We start from the raw sequence: 22434 nt of genomic DNA on the forward strand, positions 1-22434 counted from the left end.
AAGATATGCAAATGATACGTAACCCTACATGCAAGTTTATAGGAGGCTAAGCATGGATACGAAACTTACATAAAAAAATAGATAGGTGAAAACAATGATCATTACAACAGCTGGAAAGAACGCAACACGATTAAGAAATAAAGCGAAAGAAGTTGCCATTTCAATTGACGGGACGTATGTGGATAGAGATAGTCTATCTATTTCTTCAATGATAAGTAAATATAAGGACCATGTTCTTATGATCGGAGTGGACAAAATATCGTTTCACCCAAAAGACAACAGCACACCGTTCTTTTTTCATCCGAATTCTTCGATGTTTCGCGTTAAACAGATTCTTCGAGGAGAAAAAGATGCTTTTATAGAAGCGACTCAGCTCCAAGAGGGAATGAAGATCTTAGACTGTACATTAGGTCTAGCCTCTGACGCGATCGTTGCTAGTTTGGTAGCAGGGAATTCAGGAGCTGTAGTTGGAGTAGAGAGCAGCAGAGCTATTTCATTTGTCGTGAAGAGCGGTCTTCAAGTGTGGGATTCTAACTCCTTAGAAATGAATGAAGCAATGAGAAGAATTGAAGTGGTCTATGAAAATCATTATGAATTTCTAAAGAAACAGCCCGATAACAGTTTTGATGTGGTTTATTTTGATCCGATGTTTGAATCAACGATTTCATCTCCTGGTATTCAAGGGTTAAAGAGCAGTGCTGATTATAGTGAACTAACTGAAGCATCTATTAAAGAAGCAAAAAGAGTAGCTTCCGAACGAGTTGTATTGAAAGACAACAAAACAAGTACGAAGTTTAATGACTTAGGGTTTTCCGTCATAAAACGAAATGCCAGTTTTTTATATGGTGTGATCGAATTATAGAGAGATTATGCAACGAAAAAAATCGGATGAGGTGGAACATGATTGATCTTAGAAGTGATACGCTAACGCAACCTACTAAAGAAATGAGAGATGCCATCTATAGTGCTACTGTTGGTGATGATGTTTATGGAGAGGATCCAACAATAAATAAGCTTGAGAAGCTGGCTGCTGAGATAACTGGAAAAGAAGCAGCTTTGTTTGTAACAAGCGGAACGCAAGGAAATCAATTGGCAGTGCTGGCTCAATGTTCACCTGGAGATGAGATCATCGTTGAATCAGAGTCACATATCTTCTTTTACGAAGGAGCCGCTATCTCTGCATTAGCAGGTGTTCAGCCAAGAGTCATAGCAGGCGCGCGAGGAGAGATGGATCCCGCTTTAGTCAGACAAGCGATTCGTTCTGATGATATCCACTTTCCAGATACATCGTTGATTTGTCTTGAGAATACACATAACCGTTCAGGTGGGTCTGTTGTTTCATTAGAAAACATGAAGAGCATATATGATGTGGCTAAAGATGCAGCTATTCCTGTCCACATTGATGGTGCAAGACTATTTAATGCCGTTGTAGCAACAAACAAGGATGTGAAGGATTTTACACAATATTGTGATTCCGTACAAATCTGTTTATCAAAAGGATTAGGTTCGCCTGTCGGTTCAATTCTTGCAGGAGATCAGAAATTTATCCAAAAAGCTAGAAAATGGAGAAAACGTTTAGGCGGGGGAATGAGACAAGCAGGCTTCTTAGCAGCCAGTGGTATCATTTCGTTAACAAAGATGGTCGACCGATTAGCAGAAGATCATGATAAAGCACAAAAGTTGGCAGAAGCCATTGAAGATATAAAGGGATTAACATTAGTTAATCATCCACAAACAAATATTGTAATCGTTAATATTGAAAAGACAGATCAGAAGAATGAAGCATTTTTAGAAAAGCTAAAACAAGAGGGAGTGCTTGCAGTATCGTTCGGTGAAGGCCAGATCCGATTAACAACTCATTACGATGTAAGTGATGTAGATATCAATCATGCGATTTCTGCACTAAGACGAGTAGTAGGGTAACATAACTTTTAGCTCTATCTGATAAAACAAAGAGAACAAGTAGAAGGATGAGCCTCTATAAGAAGGCTCATCCTTTGTTTTATTAAGGCAGTCCTATGCCGAGCTTTTTTGCTTTTGGAAGTAGTTGATTTCCATTCCAATCAACAGTCAAAGGAAAATCACCAATCTTAGAAAAGAGCTTTTTAAAGAAACATAGACTTGAAATTAAATCATTAGTAACTATTAAAATTCTACAGGAACTCTCTTGTTAGACATCTGCTCAAAGACATAAGCCATATGAATCAATTTTTTTTCGGAGTATGCTTCCCCAGTAAATATAACACTTAATGGCAACCCGTCATCATCGAACCCAGAAGGAACTGAAATGGAAGGATATCCTGCTTTGGCAGGAATGCCGTACCATACATCGTTGGGACTTATGAGAGCAGTCAAGTTATGTTCCTTAATGACAAGATTTATTCCTTTGTTTTGTGTCATTTCTAGATCCTTCATTCTAGCTGTTAGATAGTCAGGACTCGTTAATGTTCCATCAGTCGCATTACTTTCTATCAACAACTCTTGGTTGTATTGCAAGCATCTTTCCTTATTATGAGTATTAAAATCTATGACATCAGATAAAGAGAAGATCTTAAGCTCTGGTGAAACAGAACTTAAATAATGATTAAGACCAGACTTGAATTCATGTAAGAGGACCTTATAATCTGAATCCATATTCTCTAAAGGTGAAATCTGGTCCAATCGAATGATTTCTCCGCCTTCATCCTCAATGAGCTTTAATGCTTCATCGAAGACTGACTTTTGTGTATGATTTAAATTCTTTATACAAAATTCGTAAGATACACCAAACCGTTTTCCTTTTAAAGATGCTTGTTCTAACCCTTCTAAATAGTTCGAATGCTGTGGAGCGGATAATGTTGCAGCATCTAGTGAATCATTCCCCTGTATAGCTTCAAGAAGAATCGCAGCATCTTTAACATTGCGAGCCATCGGACCCGCGGTGTCTTGACTGGTTGAAATCGGAATGATACCTGATCGAGAAACCAATCCAACAGTCGGCTTAATCCCTACGATATTATTATTTCCAGCGGGACATAGGATGGAGCCTGAGGTTTCCGTTCCTATGCTAAGAGCCGCAAAGTTACTTGCTACAGCAGCGGCGGAACCGGAACTAGACCCACTCACATCTAAAACTCCTGGTCCGTATGGATTTAACACTTGACCTCCTCTTGAACTAAAACCGTTTGGCATTTCATATGCCATGAAGTTTGCCCATTCGGTCATATTTGATTTTCCGATGATGACTGCACCAGATTCTCTTAATTTCTTTACGAGAAAAGCATCCTTTTTGGCATAATGGTTCTCTAAAGCCAAAGAACCTGCACTCGTATGCATCTGATCACATGTGTCGATGTTATCTTTTATGATGACGGGTACACCGTGTAAAGGTCCTCGAACTTTTCCGTTTTGTCTTTCAAAATCTAGACTTTTTGCAATGAACAAAGCATCGGGGTTGATTTCTAACACGGAGTTGATCTTAGGTCCTTGTTTATCGTATGTAGAGATGCGATTTAAATAAAACGTAACAAGTTCAACAGATGTTAAATCACCCTTCTCAAAATAATGCTGTACCTTTTCTAAAGTGATCTCATTCAAATCCAACACCATATTTTGTGACATTTTGCCGCTTCCTCTCTTAATTACTCAATACTTATTATATAAAACTGTCGCAAAAAAAGGAATTTTCAAAGTATTTATAGAATAAATAAAAAAAGGCCCGCATCATGCAGACCTTTAAGGTTTTAAGCCGATTTCTGTACTATTCACTGATTGTTACTTTCATTGGCGACCATTCACCGATTATCCCTTGACCATGAAGTGAAGTACTTCCATCAGGTGATAAGTCTTTCTCGGTCATAAGTCCTAACGCTACTGTAAACTCATTAAACTTGATCGGAACTTCATTTTCTGTTCGAACGATATTTCCGTTCACTAAGAACTTCACTTCATCAGCTGAACGGTTGTAGGAGATTTCGTATTCGTTCCATTCTCTTTGATTGAAGTCTTGTTCTTCCTTAAAGATACAAAAGTATCTTGTTTTATCTGTTTCAGGTACTGAGACTCCGGGAAATGGGAGGACAGCATAAACACTAGCGTACTGATCGTTACCTGCAAAGAAATCAAGTGCTGCTCCTGTTGTGAAGTCTAATAAGTTTACAGAAACAAAACCATCATACAGATCATTCGCATTCGTTCCGATCGGACGTGATCGCATTTTCCACTGAAAGGAAACTGTTCCGTCTTGGGGCACTTTGATCGGTTCATTTGAATAATACATGTGTTTTGCATTATCTAAGAACTGAACAGAAGGGTGGGATTTAGTGAATGGATTTACTCGCACATACAGTTCGTCATTTCGAACAATAACGACTGCCTCAGGCTCTCTAAACTCATGGAAGGATCCATCAGGAAGAGGAAAACCTCCGATCCTCCACGTTTCAGATTCAGTCAGGATAGAATGGAAATTACCGAGTACGATTTCAATCTGATTTTTGTTCATTAAACACAGCTCCTAGTTAATTGCTTATAAACATATTTAATCAAATTAAGATTGATGAGGCAAATGCTGGCTTTTCTATTAATACCCGTCCAAAAAAACTAGATTTCTAGGATGGACAAGTATATTTCAGAAAAAACTGAATAATAATGGTATTAAGAGCTCGCAAATTAAAAGGGAGGGTGTTCTCTATGAAAACGGTATCTCAAATTAATTTACGAAAAGAAAAGGAAAAAACGTTCTCAAGCGATGATAGAATCATGTTGTTTATTACGAAATTCCATCTAAAATCAAAACGGGATAAATGGTTGACATTAAGGCTTCTGCTTAGAAGAGGATCTTTAGATCTAGTCGAGCAAATATTAATCAGCTCAGAATATAGAAGAGATTTTCCAGAACTTCTTGAAGATGAAACAGTCAGAGATTTTTATTTAGACTTAAAGAATCCAAGAAAAGAAATATGTCTTACCGTTTAACCTTTTGGTGATCCAAAAGGTTTTCTTCTTGTCATTTTTGTGTGCAAAGTATTTATCATTTGATATAATACGAACAAGAAGATGAAGGAGAACGATGTAATGAAGCGCTATACATTAGAAGAAGCCAATCAATTGCTTCCGGTCCTCTCAAAAGAGTTTGATTCTCTCCATAATTTACAAAGAGAGTTTGACTTGTGGTATGAATCTTTTCAGCAAGTCGAACCCCAATTAAACGCAGAAGAAAAAGCTGCTTGGGAAAAAAGAATTCAATTTATGGAACTTGAAGCTGAAATGTTTATTTCAAATATTTTGTCTCATGGTGTTTGGTTTGAAGATGCCTTCTCATCTACACTCCATTTTCCAGCTATTCTAAATGGAGAAAAAGGTGTATTCAAGTGGCATCCAGAAGAACCGGTCATCACGGTTTATGAGAGTATGGAAGAAAGCCTAGATTCACTTCATTTGGTAAATTGAGGGTTGTTTATTTAATTCATGTAAAAAACACTTGTATTATTCTTAGAAAAAGCTTATGATATTATTCGTGACGTAATTAGCGCCTATAGTGAAATGGATATCACACGAGATTTCGGCTCTCGTATTCTGGGTTCGAATCCTGGTGGGCGCGCCACATCCAATTAAATATCTCGAATATCGGTTAGACCGGTACTCACCACGGGGAAGGCTATTGGGACCGGTGGTTTTTTATTTGGCGTCGCAAAAATAAACTAACGTTGCAGGTTGGTGATTAATTGTGTCAGAAAAAATGAGAGTACTATTGTATTACAAGTATGTTCCGATCGATGATCCAGAGAGTTTTAAAGACGAACATCTAAAGTTTTGTAAAGATTTAGGTCTTTTAGGAAGGATTATCGTTGCTCCTGAGGGGATCAATGGAACTGTGTCAGGAACGTATGAACAGACTCAAATCTATATGGATCATCTAAAAGCGGATCCGCGATTTGAAGATATTGTTTTTAAAATAGATGAGGTAGAAGAACATGCTTTTAAAAAGATGTTTGTTCGCCATAAGAAAGAACTTGTCACTTGGCGTTTTGAAGAGGACGTAGACCCGAACCAGTTATCAGGTAAACGTTTATCTCCAAAAGAATTTTACGAAGCGCTCCAAGATGAAGATGTAATTGTAATTGATGGTCGTAACGACTATGAATATGAGATCGGCCATTTTCGTGGTGCCATCCGTCCAGATGTAAAAGCATCAAGAGACTTCCCAAAATGGGTACGCGAAAATATCAGCCAATTTAAAGATAAAAAGGTTTTAACGTACTGTACAGGTGGAATTCGCTGTGAAAAGTTTTCAGGCTTTCTTCTTAAAGAAGGTTTCCAAGATGTATCACAGCTTGAAGGTGGTATCGTCACTTACGGTAAAGATGAAGAAGTCCAAGGAAAGTTATGGGATGGTAAACTTTACGTGTTTGACGAACGTATCTCAGTTCCAGTGAACCGTACAGAAGAAGATGTAGTGATCGCTACATGTTATTATTGCGGAAAAACAGAAGATCGTTACGTAAACTGTGCAAATCCAGAATGTAATAAACAACATGTTTGCTGCACGGAATGTGAAGTGAAACATAAGCGTTCTTGTTCGAAAGAATGTTTAGATCACCCGCGTAACCGTTATGAGACTGAACAAAAAGAACAACAAACTGTTTAAGCTACAAAGCCAGTGATAATACTGGCTTTTTTTATTTTCCTGTTTTAAAGTTAACGGTGTATAGTAGACTCTAAAAGCAACAATCTTTTAGAGAAGAATCTTTATCATTAACTATTGCTAAGAAAATAAAACGGATTGTAAAAACAGTTCCAAAGAGTGATTAATGAGGTGACAGAGATGAATAATAAAGCAAACGATATTTCTGAACAAGTGATCAGCAATTATCAAAAAGATGAAGGTATGATGATTATCATTTATGCTCAATGGTGTGTGAATAGTGGTCTTGATCCTAAAAAGGTCTATCTCAAAGCCTATCCAGACCAAAGCAATAATGATTATGTGATGCATATGCTCGAACAAACTGTTCCGATTGAAGAGGCAGAGCACATTCCTCATGATACATTGCTTCAAGTTTTATCATTATTTGGTAACGAAGACCTTGCTTTTGTAGTGTGTAATGAAATTCATGCGATGAAGGAGACAAAAAAGAATGAATAATCTTGTTATCGCGAGCTACAAAACCGGGCAATATATAGGAAAAGCAGGCGAAGAGCGAAATCAGATGGTGTTACTTGAAGTTCTGGGAGTAAAAACCCATCCTTGGCAAGGTGATCTTCATAATCCTAAACAAGCTGATGTCCCTTTTTTTCAGGAAAGAAGAGCGCTAAGTTATGGAGAGAAAACATGGGTGCCCGTGCATACGATCAAAAACTACGAGGGTGAACTCCCTGACTATAATGAATCCTTAAAAGATGCGTTAAATCAGTACATAAAAAAGTTGGAAGCGGACGGTAGCCCGTGGGCAAAACGTTCATTGGAATGTTTGTATTCATTAGAAAAAGACTATAAGCTTGATTAAAAGTGGATAGACAGTGGAAAGAAGTTATTATAGACCAAAAGGTGGCGATAGAATTGAAACTTCAAGAACAGATTATTTCAGAGTTGAAAGTGAAACCGCAAATTGATGCGAAAGAAGAGATTCAATCCAGAATTGGATTTTTAAAAGACTATGTAAAAAAATCGGGTGCTAAAGGATATGTTCTAGGAATTAGTGGTGGACAAGACTCAAGTCTTGCCGGCAAAATAGCACAGATTGCCATGAATGAACTGAGTGAAGAAACGGGAGAAAGATATACTTTTGTAGCGGTTAGACTTCCATACGGTGTACAAAAGGATGAAGAAGATGCACAGAGAGCACTGAAATTTATTGAGCCAGATGTGTCTTTAACAGTCGATATTAAACCGGCTGTTGACGCTTCGGTAAGTGCCTTTATGAAGGCGACCGAAAAAGAACTTTCTAACTTCCTAAAAGGGAACACAAAAGCACGTGAACGAATGAAAGTACAATACGATATTGCAGGAGCTTATCAATGTTTGGTAATCGGTACAGATCATGCAGCAGAGGCGATAACGGGCTTCTTTACAAAACATGGTGATGGAGCATGTGACATCGTTCCGCTATACGGATTAAATAAAAGACAAGGAAGAGAGTTGCTAAAAGAACTAGGTGCAGAAGAACGCATCTATTTAAAAGTCCCAACAGCTGACCTTGAAGATGACAAGCCGTTGATTCCTGATGAAACAGCTCTTGGAGTAACTTACGAAGAAATCGATGATTACCTTGAAGGGAAGGAAGTTTCTTCAACATCTAAGGAAAAAATCGAAAAGAGATACATCCAAACGATGCATAAGAGAAACCATCCTGCTGCCGTTCATGATACGTGGTGGAAATAAGTGTAGAGCACCTGGGAAACCAGGTGTTTTTGTTTTGGCGCTTTTAGGTTATACTTGTTCTTGGACTAAAGGGGAAGGGGATACATAACTTTGAGTAAAACGGCGAAGATCATCATCACATTAGGTATCTTATTTTTAGCATATTTTGTTTATGATACCATTAATCGCGAAAACGAAAGAAAAGATCGATTGAACGTTATCGACGAACATTTTAAGAAACCTTTTAAGATTGAAGAAGAGCTGAAAGAACAATATGATAATGACTTCTTGATCGAAATGGATAAGGAACTATATATCGTTACAGTAGAAGATCATAAAGTAGTCAAAACAGTAAAGCAAAAATGAGAAAGAACCGCTTATAAGAGCGGTTCTTTGTTTGAATGTTGCTTTTACGTTTTCCCCGCAAAAAGGTAGCAACCTGTAATGAAAATCAACTACTTTCAAAAGCAACATCGAATAAGAAAAATGAAAAAGCATACAAAGTGACTCTTGAAGGCACTCACTTTTTCATTTAAAGTAGATGAAAGCTCAATTGTATACATATTATATAGATGGGGTGGTAAAATCATGGAAAATTCATACGTTTTGTATCATGATCAAATTATTAAAAATGGATCGATACCAGTTGACCCAGAAGACAGAGGCTACCTATTCGGAGATGGAATCTATGAAGTGGTCTTTGTTTATGACAAAAAACCATTTGCATTCCATGAGCATTTCGCGCGGTTTGAACAAAGTGCAGAGAAGCTAGAACTTGCTATGCCTTACGATCTTCCAACGTTTAAGAAGCTTACAGAGGAACTGATCAGTAAGAACAACATTGTTAATGGTATGGTATATATTCAGATGACGCGTGGTGTTGCACCTAGAAATCATCTTTATGAAAGAAATATGCAAAGCGTTGTTACAGGTTTTGCAAAATCAGTTTCACTTGATAGCATTGTCGCATCTCAATCAAGCGGAATCGCGACGTATCTAACAGAGGATATTCGTTGGCTCCGATGTGACATCAAGAGCTTAAATTTGCTTGGTAATGTTATGGCAAAAAGAAAGGCTGCAGATTTTGACTGTCAAGAAGCGATTCAGCACAGAGATGGTACGGTAACAGAAGGTTCTTCTTCCAACGTATTTATTGTAAAAAATGGAACATTAAAAACACATCCCAGTACGAATCTGATCTTAAATGGTATCACTAGACAAATCGTGATTAAAATAGCTCAAGAAAATGATATCGCAGTAATAGAAGAAGCATTTTCGGTTGATGAGCTTCTTAAAGCAGATGAAGTTTTTATTACAAGTACAACGATGGAAGTGACACCTGTTACCAATCTAGTAGGTTCAGAGAATCAAACATACAAAATTGGTCCTGTAACGACGAAATTACAAGACTATTTTAAGAAACAGATCAAAAAGAATACATCTGTCGTTAACTAGTTCATAACTTATAGAGGAAAACATGAAAAAATTACTCAAGTATTTCATTAATGGCCTGCTGACCATACTTCCAATTGTGCTGGCAGTTTATATTATTTATAAGATCTTTGGATTTTTAGACAGCATCCTTGGTAACTTATTAAAGGATGTTCTAAAAGAAGACTATATACCCGGGATTGGCATTATCACAACCATCGTACTTATCACCGTACTAGGCTGGATGTCTACTCAATATATCTCAGGAAAGATATTTAGTCTTATTGATTCCGTATTAGAAAAGACACCATTTGTTAAGACGATTTATTCTGTAATAAAAGATACGATCCACTCTCTTTTTGGTGAGAAAAGATCTTTTTCGACGGTTGTTTTGATCGAATATCCTGAACTAAATCTTAAAAGTGTCGGTTTTGTTACGACTGAAGATGTAAGTAGCTTAAGTGACGAGTTAGCGGATCATGTCGCTGTTTATATCCCTCAAACGTTTCAGATTGCCGGCTTTACTTTTTTAGTACCAAAAGACAAAGTCAAAGTTCTGGATATAAAACCAGAAGATGCCATGAAGTTTTTATTATCGGGTGGCGTTGCAACTAAATAATGTAGTCTATGAACAAACACCCTTTGTATGGAAAGGGTGTTTTTCGCGTTCCTTTTTTCATACATTGAAAGAAAAGGAGGGTGTTAAGAGTGGTTAATTCAAAACGGTTATTAACAAAATTAACACTCATCCCGTTCGAAATGGTCATAAATGCTATGCCGTTTTTTCATAAAGAAAAAGTGGTTTGGGAATTAAGTGTGGAACAGAAGATGCTCCTGCAAAATGAATGGCAGAGGCTGAAAAGGAGAAACGATGGAATTAAGATAAATCTTCAAAGCAATAACAAAGAGTTAGTTGACAGAATCAGAGCAGAGACAAAACGTCATAACAAAAATAATGTCACACGCACTACAGCGTATTTAACGTTCTATAACAAGTACCCTGAAATCAGATGGTCATTTTTAGCACATATGGTTTCAAGAAACGCAGGGTATTTTATGAGTGATCTAAAAGGAGAGTTCCTACCACACATTCTTGAGGGAAAATTCATAGATAAATTGTACGATATGCTTGAAAAAGGGAACAGTATGATCTTTGAGGATGCTTATCCTCAATTACTGTTATATGAAGAGAGTAAAAAAAGGGGTATATCTTTGTTTCATCTAAGTCATCATTTTAATATTTCTCCGTTCATAGAAGGGGTTTGGGAGGTTCATTTACGCCGGGAAGATCAGAGCTCTTTATTACCTGTCGCTCAAATCATAAATGAACAAAGTCATATTGAAAAAGCACTAGTTCAAACAGAAGAGTATAAACAATTATTAGATTCTATTACATATCGACTACAAGAATGGCTCAAGCTTTCTCAAATTTTGTTTCCTACATGGCCGTTGAAATATTCACTAGGGAGAAACATGACCCATTTTAAAAATTTGGATGAAAGAATTCAGATCGGCCAAAACTTATATACCACATTGTTTCAACACCGATATGTAACGAAAATACACAACTTTGCGAATACATTTCCTCATACAGGTTCACGTAGTGATTATGACCACCATAGTTTTACAGCTTTCTATACTTCTCCCGAAAAGTTTGCTAAAGAAAAGCTCTCTTTCTTTAAAATGAAGAAAAATAGAAAAATATATAGTCCACTCCTTCTGGATGTATGGAAGCTTACCTTTAATGGACCATATCAATCCTCAGAATGGTTTGAAGATGAAGAGTATGTTCTAAAAAAGATGAAGTTGATTTATAAATATTCACCTTCCATATGGATAACGTATTGGTCTGCTCTTCATAAAATAGAGACTGTGTTTCTTTTTAGTCAATATTATAAGCTGTTCAAAAAAAATAGAAACCTTTGATAAAGGCTTCTATTTAAAGAAGGAAAGGATGTTACCCATTTGCTGTGCAAGCCCCATCACTTGATTTGCTCCGCCCATCATTTTTCCGAAGTTAAGTCCAGATCCTTGATTGTTCGGCATCATGCCCATTGAGCTTTGATTGCCCTGGCTTTGCTGGGGACTAAAAGGCATTCCCTGCATCATTGGATGTGGCATCCCGCCAGGAGGCATCATGGGCATCATGTATGGCATGAAAGGCTGTTGAGTTAATCCTTGTGAATATTGCTGTTGTGGCATAACAGCTGGAGTTGAAGGTGCGTATGGCGGTCTGCCGGGTACCGTTTGGCTATTTGCATATCCCTTTGCAGTGGGTGTAGTAAAAGGGTCGTATCCGCCATATGGGAACATTCTTACAGATTTCTCTTTCAAAAAAAATCACCTCATAATAGTTTCTATATATGTATATTCAAAGAATGAAAAAGGGACATAACCCTTTCTTTGAACTGATGAAAACGCCCTGTCCAAATTTAAAACACATCATATTTTATTAATAGAAATGTGTGCTTTGAAAAGGAGGATAAGGGATTTATGTCTGATGATCATACTTCATATGAATGGTTGTTAACAGCGATAGGTGATTCCTTAACTGTTGGAGTAGGGGCACCAGTGTTTGGTAAAGGATATGTTGGAAGATATGTAAATTTCACACAAACCACTTTTGATAAGCACGTCTTAGTAAAAAACTTCGCAGTAACAGGGACAACATCTGAAGAAATATTAAATTCCTTAAAAGATAAAGAGATCAAACGGTCGATTAAGGATTCTAAAATCATATTAATCACAGCTGGTGGTAACGATCTTATCCAAGCGGCTTTTAGGTATATGTTTACGAAAGAAGAAGATTTGATCTACCTGGCGCTTGAAAATTGCAAAAAAAACTTAAACAAAATTTTTAAGAAGATATACAAACTAAAAAGAAATTCAACGGAGCCTTTTATCATAAGAATATGCACGCTATATAATCCGTACTTTAAATGGAGTAAGGCTTTGCAATGGGTAAATATGTTTAACGAACTGATCAAAAGTTATGAGATGATGCCTCATGTGAAAGTAGCAGACTTATATAGTGTGTTTGTGGGCAGGGAAAAAGAGCTGGTATGCTTTGATACGATTCATCCAAATAAAAAAGGCTATCAAGTCATAGCTGTTTCTTTGTTTGAGCTAGGTTTTACAGAAATTGAGTAAATATGGGATGTATTTTATAACCATATAAAATTTCACGTACCGTAAGTAAATATAGATTTTAAGAAAATAAAAACGTCCACAAACAAAAAAGAGGATCTGTCTAAAAATGACAGAACCTCTAAAAAGTTAAATTTTACATAACAGGAACTTTTTCAAATTCTTTTCTAAGTGATCTGGAACGTTTTGCAGCATGTTCTACCGCTTTTTCGATGGCAACACCACCGCCATTTTCTGCAAGTGCTTCTAAACCTGCAGCTGTCGTACCGTTTGGTGAAGTTACTTTCTTTCTGAGTTCAGCTGGAGAGTCGTCTGACTCCATCACCATCTTACTTGCACCATAAAGTGTCTGAGCAGCAATGTCACGTGCTAGTTCACGATCAAGCCCGTTTTCCACAGCAACATCTTCCATGTGTTCAAGCAGGTAATAAAAGTAAGCAGGTCCACTTCCTGCTAATCCAGTGAAAACATCCATCTGTTTTTCAGAAATAATTTTCACTTTCCCGATAGCTTTCGACAATTCTTGAGCTAAATCCAAATCTTCATTTTTCACATACTTACCGGCACTAATACCTGTGATGGATTCACCAATCATACTTGAAGTATTAGGCATCACGCGAATGATAGGTAAAGATCTGTTGATGATCTCTTCTATAAAAGTTGTTGAAATTCCGGCAAGAACGGATAAAATGACATGGTGATCTTGAAGAGCGGGTCTAAGAAGTTGAAGTACTTCTTCCGCTTGTTTTGGTTTTACCGCAAGAATAATCACGTCTGTGTTTGTTAAAGAGAGTTCTTGTACTTTAGTTGTCGTAATGTTATATCTGTTTGTTAGTTCGATTCTTCTGTTTTCATTCGTGTGGTTCGCGGCAGTGATACGGTCAGGAGAAATTTCGGCTTTGTTGATCAATCCTGATATCATTGCTTCTGCCATTGAACCTGCACCAATAAAAGTAATATTCCTGTATTTTAACATGCAACCCCTCTTTCAATGATTTTACTTATTTATAAAGTACTATGTTAACATGTTCACAAATAGATGCAAGTCGTTGTATTCATTTCCACTGGTTTGTAATATGATTTTTACATAAGGAAACAAAGGGGTAGGTTAAATGAAATTTTATTTGGCTTCGGGATTTCAAAATAAAGAACTTGTAAAAAAGTTAGGGAATGATCTACAAAATAAACTTCATTGGCAGCTCACATATGATTGGACTGTTAACGATAAAGCAGTGACGAAAGAGGATTTGGCTGAGATAGCTATAAAAGAATATGAAGCAGTTATGGAAGCGGATATAACGATCGTAATCTTACCCGGTGGAAAAGGGTGTCATACAGAACTTGGTATCGCATTAGGGAATAAGAAGGTCGTCATTTTGCACGACCCAGAAGGTAAGTTACATCATTTATCTGAAGCAACTACATTTTATTTTTTACCGCAAATCATACATTGGAATGGGATAATAGAAGAACTGCCGGCATTATGCAGCTCTTCTAAACCCTATTGCGCCTCTTTATAAGATTGATTTTGAAACGTTGTAACGGTTTTATTTGCAATCCGATCGTATCCTTCTTCATTTGGGTGGATTGAATCATACAACCATTTATCCATATCTTCTGTTTGAAGCGCATCACTAACTGGAATAACCAAAGCTGGTTTGTGTGAAAGTGCTGTTTCGTAAGCGATTAAATTCCAATCATTTAATAGCTTTTCGGAAGCTGGGTAATATTTTTGTTCAGCATTAACAACATTATATAGTTCATTCAACACGATAATCGCATTAGGGTTATTTTCTCTGATGTTTTCAAAAATATCATTTAAGTTTTGCTGATACTCTGATTTAATATCATCATAACTCTGTATAGCTTTTAGTGGGCCTTGTTTTTTTGCTATTTGTACGAGGTCATTACCGCCAATATTAATTGAAATGATGTCTGCTTTCTCTACAGATTGCTGAACGGCTGGAATGTCCAATTGATTCAGTAAACCCTGACTCGTAAAACCGGAAACACCCTGATTTTCGAGAATAAAGGTTTTTCCTGTTAGACTTTGCAAGTTCTCATTCACCTTACTAGCGAAACCACCTTCTTCAGAGCCTCTGCCTTCAGCTACTGAATCGCCTAGCACAAGGTGGTTGAAACTGGATTCTGGAGATTTCTTAAGATATTCAAGATATGAGACTTGCTTTGTATCTGTAGAAGCTTTTTGATCGAGCACAGATTCTTTCTTGATCTGGTTTATTTTATATTGAGGATAGTAATACCACCCGACAGCACCTATGACTAACAGCAAAACAAACAAGGAGATGATATATCTTTTTTTCATATATGACCTCCTAAAATCAAAATGTAATAAAAGTATTAGTTATAGATAATATCATAAATATGCCTAGAAAGTGAAAGGTGACAACTTGAATAACCATTCTTTAAAAATACCTGTTCTTTTTCCTTTAATCATTGGAATTATCGCAATATCGTTTTCTTCCATCTTTGTTAAGTGGTCAGATGCTCCAGTTTCTGTTCAAGGGATGTACCGATTATTATTTACATTGATCATGATGCTTCCATTTGTTTGGAAACAAGTTGGGTTTCTCAAACAAATAAATAAAAAAGAAATCTTTTTATTATTCTTATCAGGGTCCTTTCTAGCTCTTCACTTCTTATTTTGGATGGGGTCTTTGAAACTAACTACCGTTGCAAGTTCAACCATACTTCTCTCTCTACAGCCTGTTTTTGTAATGATAGGAGCATACATAGCTTTTCGCGAAAAGACGACTAGAGCTGCAATCATCGGGATGGTGGTCGCAATCGTTGGTGCTATTTTGATTGGTTGGGGAGATATTGGCATCTCAGTAAAACATATACAAGGAGATCTTTTATCTATTTTAGGCACGATTGTAGTTGCGGCCCATATGCTGATCGGTCAAAAGCTTCTTAAGACATTTCCTGCTACGCTTTATAGTTTTTCGGTATTTCTTGTAGCAGTCATGGTATTTGGTATCTACAATCTAACTTTTGATATACCGATGACTGGTTATCCTGAGAAGGAGTGGGGAATCTTTTTACTGCTTGCCATCATACCAACTGTTTTTGGACATGTATTATTCAATTGGCTATTAAAATATGTAACAGCTGCTACGATATCAATGGCAATCCTAGGTGAACCTGTTGGGGCAACATTGTTAGCTTATCTACTTCTAGATGAATCACTCACGCTTTCACAATTGAGTGGTGGTGTTATCGTGTTAGCCGGACTTTATTACTTCTTGCAAAATACGCGAAAACAAAATAGACGCACACCTCCTGCACCGATTAAGACACCAGTAACATCAGGTCCCATTGTAAAAAAAGGGTAAGAGCCTTTTTCTATGCTTTTTATGGACATTCTTATATGATGAAACAAACAGATGAAAAAAGGAGTTTGATCTCATGAGTAACTATGCAAAAGCTACTTTTGCTGGAGGATGCTTTTGGTGTATGGTCACACCATTTGAAGAGTGGCCAGGTATCATTTCTGTAGAATCAGGCTATACAGGCGGTCACACAGAAAATCCAACTTATAAGGAAGTCTGCAGTGAAACAACCGGCCATTTTGAAGCAGTCCAGATTACATTTGATCCATCCATCATTTCATATGAAAAAATCGTCTCCGTTTTTTGGAAACAAATTGATCCAACTGATGCAGGCGGACAATTTTACGATCGAGGAGATTCCTATCGTACTGCCATTTTTTATCATGATGATGAACAAAAAACGATTGCTGAGGAATCAAAAAAGGAATTGGAAGAGAGCGGTCGATTCGACAAACCGATCGCAACATTAATTTTACCTGCGGATACATTCCATCCGGCTGAAGAATATCATCAGGATTATCATAAAAAGAATCCTTTTCATTACAAGCGGTATCGTCAAGGCTCAGGACGAGATGTCTTTATCAAATCACACTGGGTAGACAATGAGCAGAAAGAAGAAGTTCTCAAAACATTGAATCCTATGCAATATAACGTTACACAAAACGATGCGACAGAACCGCCTTTTCAAAATGAATTTTGGAACCATACTGAAGAAGGTATCTATGTGGATATCGTTTCTGGGGAACCTCTTTTCAGTTCTTTAGACAAATTTGATAGCAGCTGTGGATGGCCGAGTTTTACAAAACCAGTTCGTTCATCAACTGTCGAAGAAAAGGAAGACTTATCTCACGGCATGATCAGAACGGAAGTAAGAAGCAAGGATGCGGATTCTCATTTAGGACATGTATTCACAGATGGTCCAAGAGATAAAGGTGGACTAAGATATTGCATCAATTCTGCAGCACTTCGTTTTATTCCTAAGAACGAACTAAAAGAAAAAGGATACGGAGAATATCTCACTTTGTTCGATGAAAAGTAAACCAACACTTAGTCAAAAACAAGACAAAGAAAAACCGGTTAATTTCACTGGTTTTTCTTTTTTTCATATAGGGCCTCGTCTTTGATTTTAATTTGATATCGCTCTACGCTTCTTTGTAACTTTATAGTGATTGCGCCTGGCATTTACTCGTACTAATCATCCGTTATCACCTATACATAGAAAAAGAATCAAACCTGCCTCGATATGAGTTGGTTTGATCCTTTTTTGTTTACCTAACATGTAGGGATTGGAGAAGATGGGGCTCACCGCCCGACCGCAGAAAGCAAGTATCCTGGAGCGGAGATTCCCGCTTTTAACCTTTATATGTGGAACTTTTGTTTGCCTACGCTCAAAACTGGTTTATTTTTGTTCATAAGAGGAATAAGAATGTGACTGAATATATTTTAATCGAGCAAATAGAATAATAGCGCCAGCTGTTAGACCTGATATTAAACCAATCCAATAACCATATGCACCAAGAGTTGTGAAGTTCGCTAGATAATATCCAACGGGTAGACCAAGCACCCAGTAAGAGATAAATGAAAGCATAAAGGTTACATTTACATCTTTATAGCCTCTTAGTGCACCTTGTATTGGAGCACCTATAGCGTCAGCCAATTGAAAGAACACTGCATACCATAAGAACGAGATCGTAAGTTGAATGACTTCTGGTTCGTTTGAATACATTCTCGCTACTTGGTCATCGAAAATGACTAAAAGACCTGATAGGATTAGAGCAAATCCAACTGCCGTTATTATTCCGATGTAACTATATTGGGCTGCGTCTTTAAAGCGTTTTGCACCAACTTCAAAACCAACTGCAATCGTAAGCGCAAAAGAGATGCTTAGTGGCAGCATATATAGGAATGAAGCAAAGTTAAGTGCGGCTTGGTGAGCCGCTATGGTTATCGTGTTAAAATCACTCATTAACAAGGTAACAGCCGCAAATATACTTACTTCAAAAAAGATGGCAAGACCAATCGGAACGCCGATTTTCAACTGTTCTTTCCAAGCTGATAGAGAAGGTTTATAGAACGTTCGAAATAGTTTATATGTCCTAAACGGGTTCAATTTAACGACAATCAGAACGGTTATAATCGCGGTTACCCAATAGGTTATAGCTGTTGCCACACCTGCACCCACACCGCCTAATTCTGGAAAACCACCTTTGCCGAATATAAAAAGGTAGTTAAAGATAGCATTTACCGGTAATCCGATGAGGGTGATAAACATCGTAATTCTAGTTTGACCTAGCGCGTCGATGAAGGATCGAAGTGCTCCGTATAAAAAAAGCGGCATGATTCCGAAAGATAATGCGATTAAATATCCTCTTGCAACATTTTCAACTTCTTTTTCAAGAGACATCGCTCCTAAAATAGGATCTAACACAACTGATCCTAAAACAACAACGATGACGGATATTACAACAGACAAGTAGACTGCTTGCATAACAGATCGGGGAACATTTTTAGTGTTCTTAGCACCTAAAAGCTGTGAGACGATAGGTGTCAATGCCATAAGGATACCATTTAGCCCAGTGAAGATTGGCACCCACAAACTCGATCCGATGGCTACACCTGCTAATTGATCAGCACCAGACCGGCCACTCATTACCGTATCTAAAAAGTTCATGGCATACAAGCCTAACTGAGTGACCAAGACTGGAATCACCAGCAATAAAAAGTTTTTGTATTTATCTCTTAACGAATATGTCTGTATCATCTGCATACTTCCTTTATTATTTTAACTGTCAATTCGAGACAATGCATTATATCATAAAACATAACTAATATACGTGAAGGAGAAACTATGAGTGTTCAATTTCTTTTTGAAGTTCAATCTGTTCTGCCAGGTGAGCAAAGCGACGAAAAAATTGTACTGGTATCAACAGAGCTCTTATATAGAAGCAGTGGAGAAACCATCTATACAGGCGTGATACCCGTTAGAGTTACGGAGCATGGAGTTTTTGTATCAGTTCCAGCAGTTTCTGCTGCTTTCACCTCAAAGTATTTACGAACGGAAACGTTATTTCGGTTAAAAAGATATATTAAACGAATGAGAGATTACTTGGATCTTGATAAAAAGGAATAAGTTGACTTTTTGCTTTTACCTACATATAATATGAAAAACTATATGTCAGAACATTTATGAAAAAGAGAGTACTCTGTAAGGATGTTCATAGCGAGCAAGGGATCGGTGTAAGCCTTGCACAACTTTCAGACGAAGCGCACTTTGGAAATGTTTGCTTGAAAACGTAGTAGAGCAGACCGGGACTTCCCGTTAACAAGTCAAGTGGCCTTTAGGCAATGAGAGTGGTACCGCGGTTCATATCCGCCTCTTCTATTAATTTAGAAGAGGCGGATTTTTTATTTTAGGAGGGAAAAGGATGAACGGTAAAAAAATATTCGCAACTTATTTAAAAGATCAAATCGGCAGTGAATTAACATTAAAACAAATTGAAGCCTTTATTGAAAAGCCAAAACAGATTCAACATGGTGATTTAGCATTTCCCTGTTTTCAATTAGCTAAAATCTTCAAGAAGTCTCCAAATGAAATCGCAAAAACGTTAGCTGCTGGGAATATCTCAGATGATTTTGAGAAAATAGAAGCTATAGGAAGCTATGTAAATATTTTTTTAAATAAAAAAGCAGCTACTGAATCGCTTTTGACTCAAATTTTAAAAGAGAAAAACACTTACGCAAACCATCGTTTTGGTAATGGCAAAACGATCGTTCTAGACCTTTCCTCACCTAATATTGCAAAGCCGTTCTCAATGGGACATTTACGCTCTACCGTAATCGGTTCCTCAATGGCAGCGATTAGTGAAAAATGCGGGTACACGACAGTTAAAATCAATTATATAGGAGACTGGGGAACTCAGTTTGGTAAATTGATCTCAGCTTATTTAAAGTGGGGGGATGAAAACAAAGTTCGAAATAATCCAATTAAAGAGCTGACTAAACTTTACGTGCTCTTTCATGAAGAAGCTGAAAAAGATCCTTCGTTAAATGAGGAAGGAAGAATGTGGTTTAAGAAATTAGAAGATCATGATCCAAAAGCAAAAGAATTATGGATCTGGTTTAAAGAAGTATCTTTAGAGGCTTTTCATAAGATTTATAAACTGTTGGATGTCGACTTCGATTCCTATAACGGTGAAGCGTTCTTTAACGATAAGATGAACGCAACTGTAAATGTGCTGCAAGAAAAGAAGTTGTTAAAACTCTCTGAAGGAGCTCAGGTCGTAAGAGTAGGTGATGATCTACCACCGTGTTTGATCAAAAAGACAGACGGTGCCACTTTATATGCCACACGTGACATTACGGCTGCTATCTATAGAAAGAACACATACGACTTTGACGAAGCTTTCTATGTTGTCGGTCACGAACAATCTCTACATTTTGAACAAGTGAAACGAGTCCTGAAAAAGCTCGGACACGATTGGGCGGATCACATTCACCATGTTTCATTCGGGCTCATTTTACAGAATGGCAAGAAGATGAGTACTCGAAAAGGAAAAACCGTTCTTTTAGAAACAGTTATCTTAGAAGCAGTAAAGTTAGCAGAACAAAATATTAAAAGTAAAAATCCCGAACTCCAAGATTTACAGGATGTCGCACGTCAAGTAGGGGTGGGTGCCGTTATCTTTCATGATTTAAAAAATGAGAAAGGAAACGATGTAGAATTCTCACTTGACGCGATGCTCAAATTCGAGGGCGACACAGGTCCATACGTGCAGTATACAGCAGCAAGAATTCAAACATTATTAAATAAAGGGGATTTTAACGGAAGTGTTCCGAAAGAGTTGTCCATTGGATTAGAAAGCTGGGAGATCATATCTGTATTAAACGAATTCCCTGAAGTTGTTGAACAGGCATTTCACAGAAAAGAACCTTCTGTTATTTCTAAATATGTTTTGAAGCTATCTCATAAATTCAATCATTATTATGCACATGTGAAAATCTTAAACAGTAAAGAAACGCCTGAAAGACTCGCGCTATGTGCTTCTGTTCAAATCGTGCTGAAAGAAGGATTAAGATTATTAGGCATTCGAACACCGAATAGAATGTAAAGTTACTGGTTATTTTGCTACAAGTTTATTTAGTAGATAATCTCCTAGCTTCCGTTATATAATCTTATAACTTCATATAAATTATGGGATCGAGGAACGGACAATGAAATTGAATGAACATACGAAGGGTATATGGTACGCCGCTTTTTCTTATTTAATTTGGGGATTTCTTCCGCTGTATTGGAAACCGCTTCAATCAGCTGGTTCCGTCGAGATTTTAGCACATCGAATTCTATGGTCATTTCTACTAATGGTCGCTGTTATGTTCTTATTAAAAAAGAAAAATACACTAGTAAGAGATATAAAAGTCCTTTTTAATCAAAAGAAACAGTTCTTATCTGTATTGATTGCCTCGCTATTAATAAGCGGGAACTGGGTCATGTATATTTGGGCGGTCAATACAGATCATGTTGTTGAAGCGAGTTTAGGCTATTATATTAATCCTCTTGTTAGTGTAATTCTAGGCATGCTTGTATTAAAAGAAAAATTAAACAGCTGGCAGCTAGTGTCCTTTCTGTTAGCTGCCTGTGGTGTTTTTCTATTAACGTGGCAACATGGAGAGTTTCCTTGGGTAGCTGTTTCTCTAGCGCTTTCGTTCGGCCTGTATGGACTTGTAAAAAAACTAGGGAGTTTTGATTCTTTAACTGGTTTAACCTTCGAGACGATGTTTGTCTTTCCGTTAGCGTTCATTTATTTAATCTACCTTCAATGGAACGGGGAGGCGACATTTATCTCTGGAGGCACTTCTACGACACTACTTCTATGGGGCGCCGGACTCGTCACTGCAGTACCATTACTATGCTTTGCCCAAGGTGTAAAGCGGATCTCAATGACGATGATCGGTTTTCTACAATACATTGCTCCTACTATCATGCTCGTCTTAGGTGTATTTTTGTATCATGAAACATTTAGTCAGATTCATGTCATTTCATTTACTTTGATATGGGTTGCACTCCTTATTTTTACGGTCAGCAAAACAAAATGGGCAAATTATCTCATAAATCGTAAAAAACAAAATTCACTTTCTGCGAAAATATAGTATAATGGCAATGACCAT

At 37.3% G+C, this 22434-nt stretch carries 25 protein-coding genes, 1 tRNA gene and 1 other annotated feature; of the genes, 20 read left to right on the forward strand and 6 right to left on the reverse strand.

The window, feature by feature from the left end; translation table 11 throughout:
• Window positions 1-94: 94 nt before the first annotated feature.
• Both I5J82_RS06695 and ltaE read left to right on the forward strand, forming a co-directional pair.
• Window positions 95-862: a class I SAM-dependent methyltransferase gene (locus I5J82_RS06695; protein WP_198767171.1), complete on the forward strand. Its 768-nt coding sequence runs from the start codon at window positions 95-97 to the stop codon at window positions 860-862.
• 38 nt (window positions 863-900) lie between these two features.
• On the forward strand, window positions 901-1923 hold the full coding sequence (gene ltaE, locus I5J82_RS06700; RefSeq protein WP_198767172.1) for a low-specificity L-threonine aldolase: 1023 nt from the start codon (window positions 901-903) through the stop codon (window positions 1921-1923).
• Between the two features lie 222 nt (window positions 1924-2145).
• Here the strand turns inward: ltaE and I5J82_RS06705 are convergent, their stop codons facing one another.
• Window positions 2146-3600 (reverse strand): amidase family protein, encoded by a 1455-nt coding sequence (locus I5J82_RS06705; RefSeq protein WP_233096422.1) that lies wholly within the window; start codon window positions 3598-3600, stop codon window positions 2146-2148.
• A 139-nt stretch (window positions 3601-3739) separates the two neighbouring features.
• Complete coding sequence (locus tag I5J82_RS06710; RefSeq protein WP_198767173.1) at window positions 3740-4480, reverse strand: DUF6081 family protein; 741 nt, start codon at window positions 4478-4480, stop codon at window positions 3740-3742.
• 188 nt (window positions 4481-4668) lie between these two features.
• On the opposite strand from I5J82_RS06710, the gene I5J82_RS06715 reads away from it, so the two are divergent.
• From I5J82_RS06715 to I5J82_RS06765, 11 genes are all read left to right on the forward strand, one after another.
• Entirely contained in the window at window positions 4669-4953 is a 285-nt protein-coding gene (locus I5J82_RS06715; protein WP_198767174.1) for a hypothetical protein, read from the forward strand.
• 99 nt (window positions 4954-5052) lie between these two features.
• Window positions 5053-5427 carry a DUF2203 domain-containing protein gene (locus I5J82_RS06720; protein ID WP_198767175.1) on the forward strand — a complete coding sequence of 125 codons (375 nt, stop codon included), beginning with the start codon at window positions 5053-5055 and terminating at the stop codon, window positions 5425-5427.
• A 79-nt stretch (window positions 5428-5506) separates the two neighbouring features.
• Window positions 5507-5581, forward strand: a tRNA-Arg gene (locus tag I5J82_RS06725).
• Window positions 5582-5716: 135 nt separating this feature from the next.
• Window positions 5717-6625, forward strand: coding sequence for an oxygen-dependent tRNA uridine(34) hydroxylase TrhO (trhO, locus tag I5J82_RS06730; protein WP_198768939.1), 909 nt, complete (start codon window positions 5717-5719; stop codon window positions 6623-6625).
• Window positions 6626-6802: 177 nt separating this feature from the next.
• A complete protein-coding gene (locus I5J82_RS06735; protein WP_198767176.1) occupies window positions 6803-7123 on the forward strand; it encodes a hypothetical protein in 321 nt (106 codons plus the stop codon).
• The gene (gene kapB / locus I5J82_RS06740) at window positions 7116-7484 is read left to right on the forward strand and encodes a kinase-associated lipoprotein KapB (protein WP_198767177.1); all 369 of its coding nucleotides are present in this window, start codon (window positions 7116-7118) and stop codon (window positions 7482-7484) included. The genes I5J82_RS06735 and kapB overlap by 8 nt, the downstream gene beginning before the upstream one ends.
• Window positions 7485-7537: 53 nt before the next feature.
• Window positions 7538-8359: an ammonia-dependent NAD(+) synthetase gene (gene nadE / locus I5J82_RS06745; protein WP_198767178.1), complete on the forward strand. Its 822-nt coding sequence runs from the start codon at window positions 7538-7540 to the stop codon at window positions 8357-8359.
• Between the two features lie 90 nt (window positions 8360-8449).
• Window positions 8450-8704 carry a hypothetical protein gene (locus I5J82_RS06750; RefSeq protein ID WP_198767179.1) on the forward strand — a complete coding sequence of 85 codons (255 nt, stop codon included), beginning with the start codon at window positions 8450-8452 and terminating at the stop codon, window positions 8702-8704.
• A 222-nt stretch (window positions 8705-8926) separates the two neighbouring features.
• Window positions 8927-9793 carry a D-amino-acid transaminase gene (gene dat / locus I5J82_RS06755; protein ID WP_198767180.1) on the forward strand — a complete coding sequence of 289 codons (867 nt, stop codon included), beginning with the start codon at window positions 8927-8929 and terminating at the stop codon, window positions 9791-9793.
• A 22-nt stretch (window positions 9794-9815) separates the two neighbouring features.
• Complete coding sequence (locus tag I5J82_RS06760) at window positions 9816-10388, forward strand: DUF502 domain-containing protein (RefSeq protein WP_198767181.1); 573 nt, start codon at window positions 9816-9818, stop codon at window positions 10386-10388.
• Window positions 10389-10477: 89 nt separating this feature from the next.
• Window positions 10478-11695, forward strand: a complete 1218-nt coding sequence (locus I5J82_RS06765; protein ID WP_198767182.1) for a DUF2515 family protein — start codon at window positions 10478-10480, stop codon at window positions 11693-11695.
• A 9-nt stretch (window positions 11696-11704) separates the two neighbouring features.
• Here the strand turns inward: I5J82_RS06765 and I5J82_RS06770 are convergent, their stop codons facing one another.
• Entirely contained in the window at window positions 11705-12103 is a 399-nt protein-coding gene (locus I5J82_RS06770; RefSeq protein ID WP_198767183.1) for a hypothetical protein, read from the reverse strand.
• A 159-nt stretch (window positions 12104-12262) separates the two neighbouring features.
• On the opposite strand from I5J82_RS06770, the gene I5J82_RS06775 reads away from it, so the two are divergent.
• Entirely contained in the window at window positions 12263-12919 is a 657-nt protein-coding gene (locus I5J82_RS06775) for a GDSL-type esterase/lipase family protein (RefSeq protein WP_198767184.1), read from the forward strand.
• A 133-nt stretch (window positions 12920-13052) separates the two neighbouring features.
• Here I5J82_RS06775 and proC read toward each other — a convergent pair whose 3' ends face one another.
• Complete coding sequence (gene proC / locus I5J82_RS06780) at window positions 13053-13892, reverse strand: pyrroline-5-carboxylate reductase (RefSeq protein WP_198767185.1); 840 nt, start codon at window positions 13890-13892, stop codon at window positions 13053-13055.
• 136 nt (window positions 13893-14028) lie between these two features.
• Here proC and I5J82_RS06785 point away from each other — a divergent pair, with 136 nt between their 5' ends.
• Window positions 14029-14436 carry a group-specific protein gene (locus I5J82_RS06785; protein WP_198767186.1) on the forward strand — a complete coding sequence of 136 codons (408 nt, stop codon included), beginning with the start codon at window positions 14029-14031 and terminating at the stop codon, window positions 14434-14436.
• Here I5J82_RS06785 and I5J82_RS06790 read toward each other — a convergent pair.
• Entirely contained in the window at window positions 14418-15242 is an 825-nt protein-coding gene (locus I5J82_RS06790) for a GDSL-type esterase/lipase family protein (RefSeq protein WP_198767187.1), read from the reverse strand. The two genes, I5J82_RS06785 and I5J82_RS06790, sit on opposite strands and share 19 nt — an antisense overlap.
• Window positions 15243-15327: 85 nt before the next feature.
• Between I5J82_RS06790 and I5J82_RS06795 the strand changes: the two genes are divergently transcribed.
• Entirely contained in the window at window positions 15328-16272 is a 945-nt protein-coding gene (locus I5J82_RS06795) for a DMT family transporter (RefSeq protein WP_198767188.1), read from the forward strand.
• Window positions 16273-16345: 73 nt separating this feature from the next.
• The gene (gene msrA / locus I5J82_RS06800) at window positions 16346-17308 is read left to right on the forward strand and encodes a peptide-methionine (S)-S-oxide reductase MsrA (protein ID WP_198767189.1); all 963 of its coding nucleotides are present in this window, start codon (window positions 16346-16348) and stop codon (window positions 17306-17308) included.
• A gap of 360 nt (window positions 17309-17668) precedes the next feature.
• Here the strand turns inward: msrA and I5J82_RS06805 are convergent, their stop codons facing one another.
• Window positions 17669-19030, reverse strand: a complete 1362-nt coding sequence (locus I5J82_RS06805) for an MATE family efflux transporter (protein WP_198767190.1) — start codon at window positions 19028-19030, stop codon at window positions 17669-17671.
• A gap of 87 nt (window positions 19031-19117) precedes the next feature.
• On the opposite strand from I5J82_RS06805, the gene I5J82_RS06810 reads away from it, so the two are divergent.
• From I5J82_RS06810 to rarD, 3 genes are all read left to right on the forward strand, one after another.
• A complete protein-coding gene (locus I5J82_RS06810; protein WP_198767191.1) occupies window positions 19118-19399 on the forward strand; it encodes a hypothetical protein in 282 nt (93 codons plus the stop codon).
• 47 nt (window positions 19400-19446) lie between these two features.
• Window positions 19447-19650 (forward strand) — a binding site (T-box leader).
• A 44-nt stretch (window positions 19651-19694) separates the two neighbouring features.
• Entirely contained in the window at window positions 19695-21377 is a 1683-nt protein-coding gene (gene argS / locus I5J82_RS06815; protein ID WP_198767192.1) for an arginine--tRNA ligase, read from the forward strand.
• A 103-nt stretch (window positions 21378-21480) separates the two neighbouring features.
• Window positions 21481-22416 carry an EamA family transporter RarD gene (rarD, locus tag I5J82_RS06820; RefSeq protein WP_198767193.1) on the forward strand — a complete coding sequence of 312 codons (936 nt, stop codon included), beginning with the start codon at window positions 21481-21483 and terminating at the stop codon, window positions 22414-22416.
• Window positions 22417-22434: the final 18 nt, after the last annotated feature.

The organism is Fictibacillus halophilus, from assembly GCF_016401385.1.
Lineage (GTDB): Bacteria > Bacillota > Bacilli > Bacillales > Fictibacillaceae > Fictibacillus > Fictibacillus halophilus.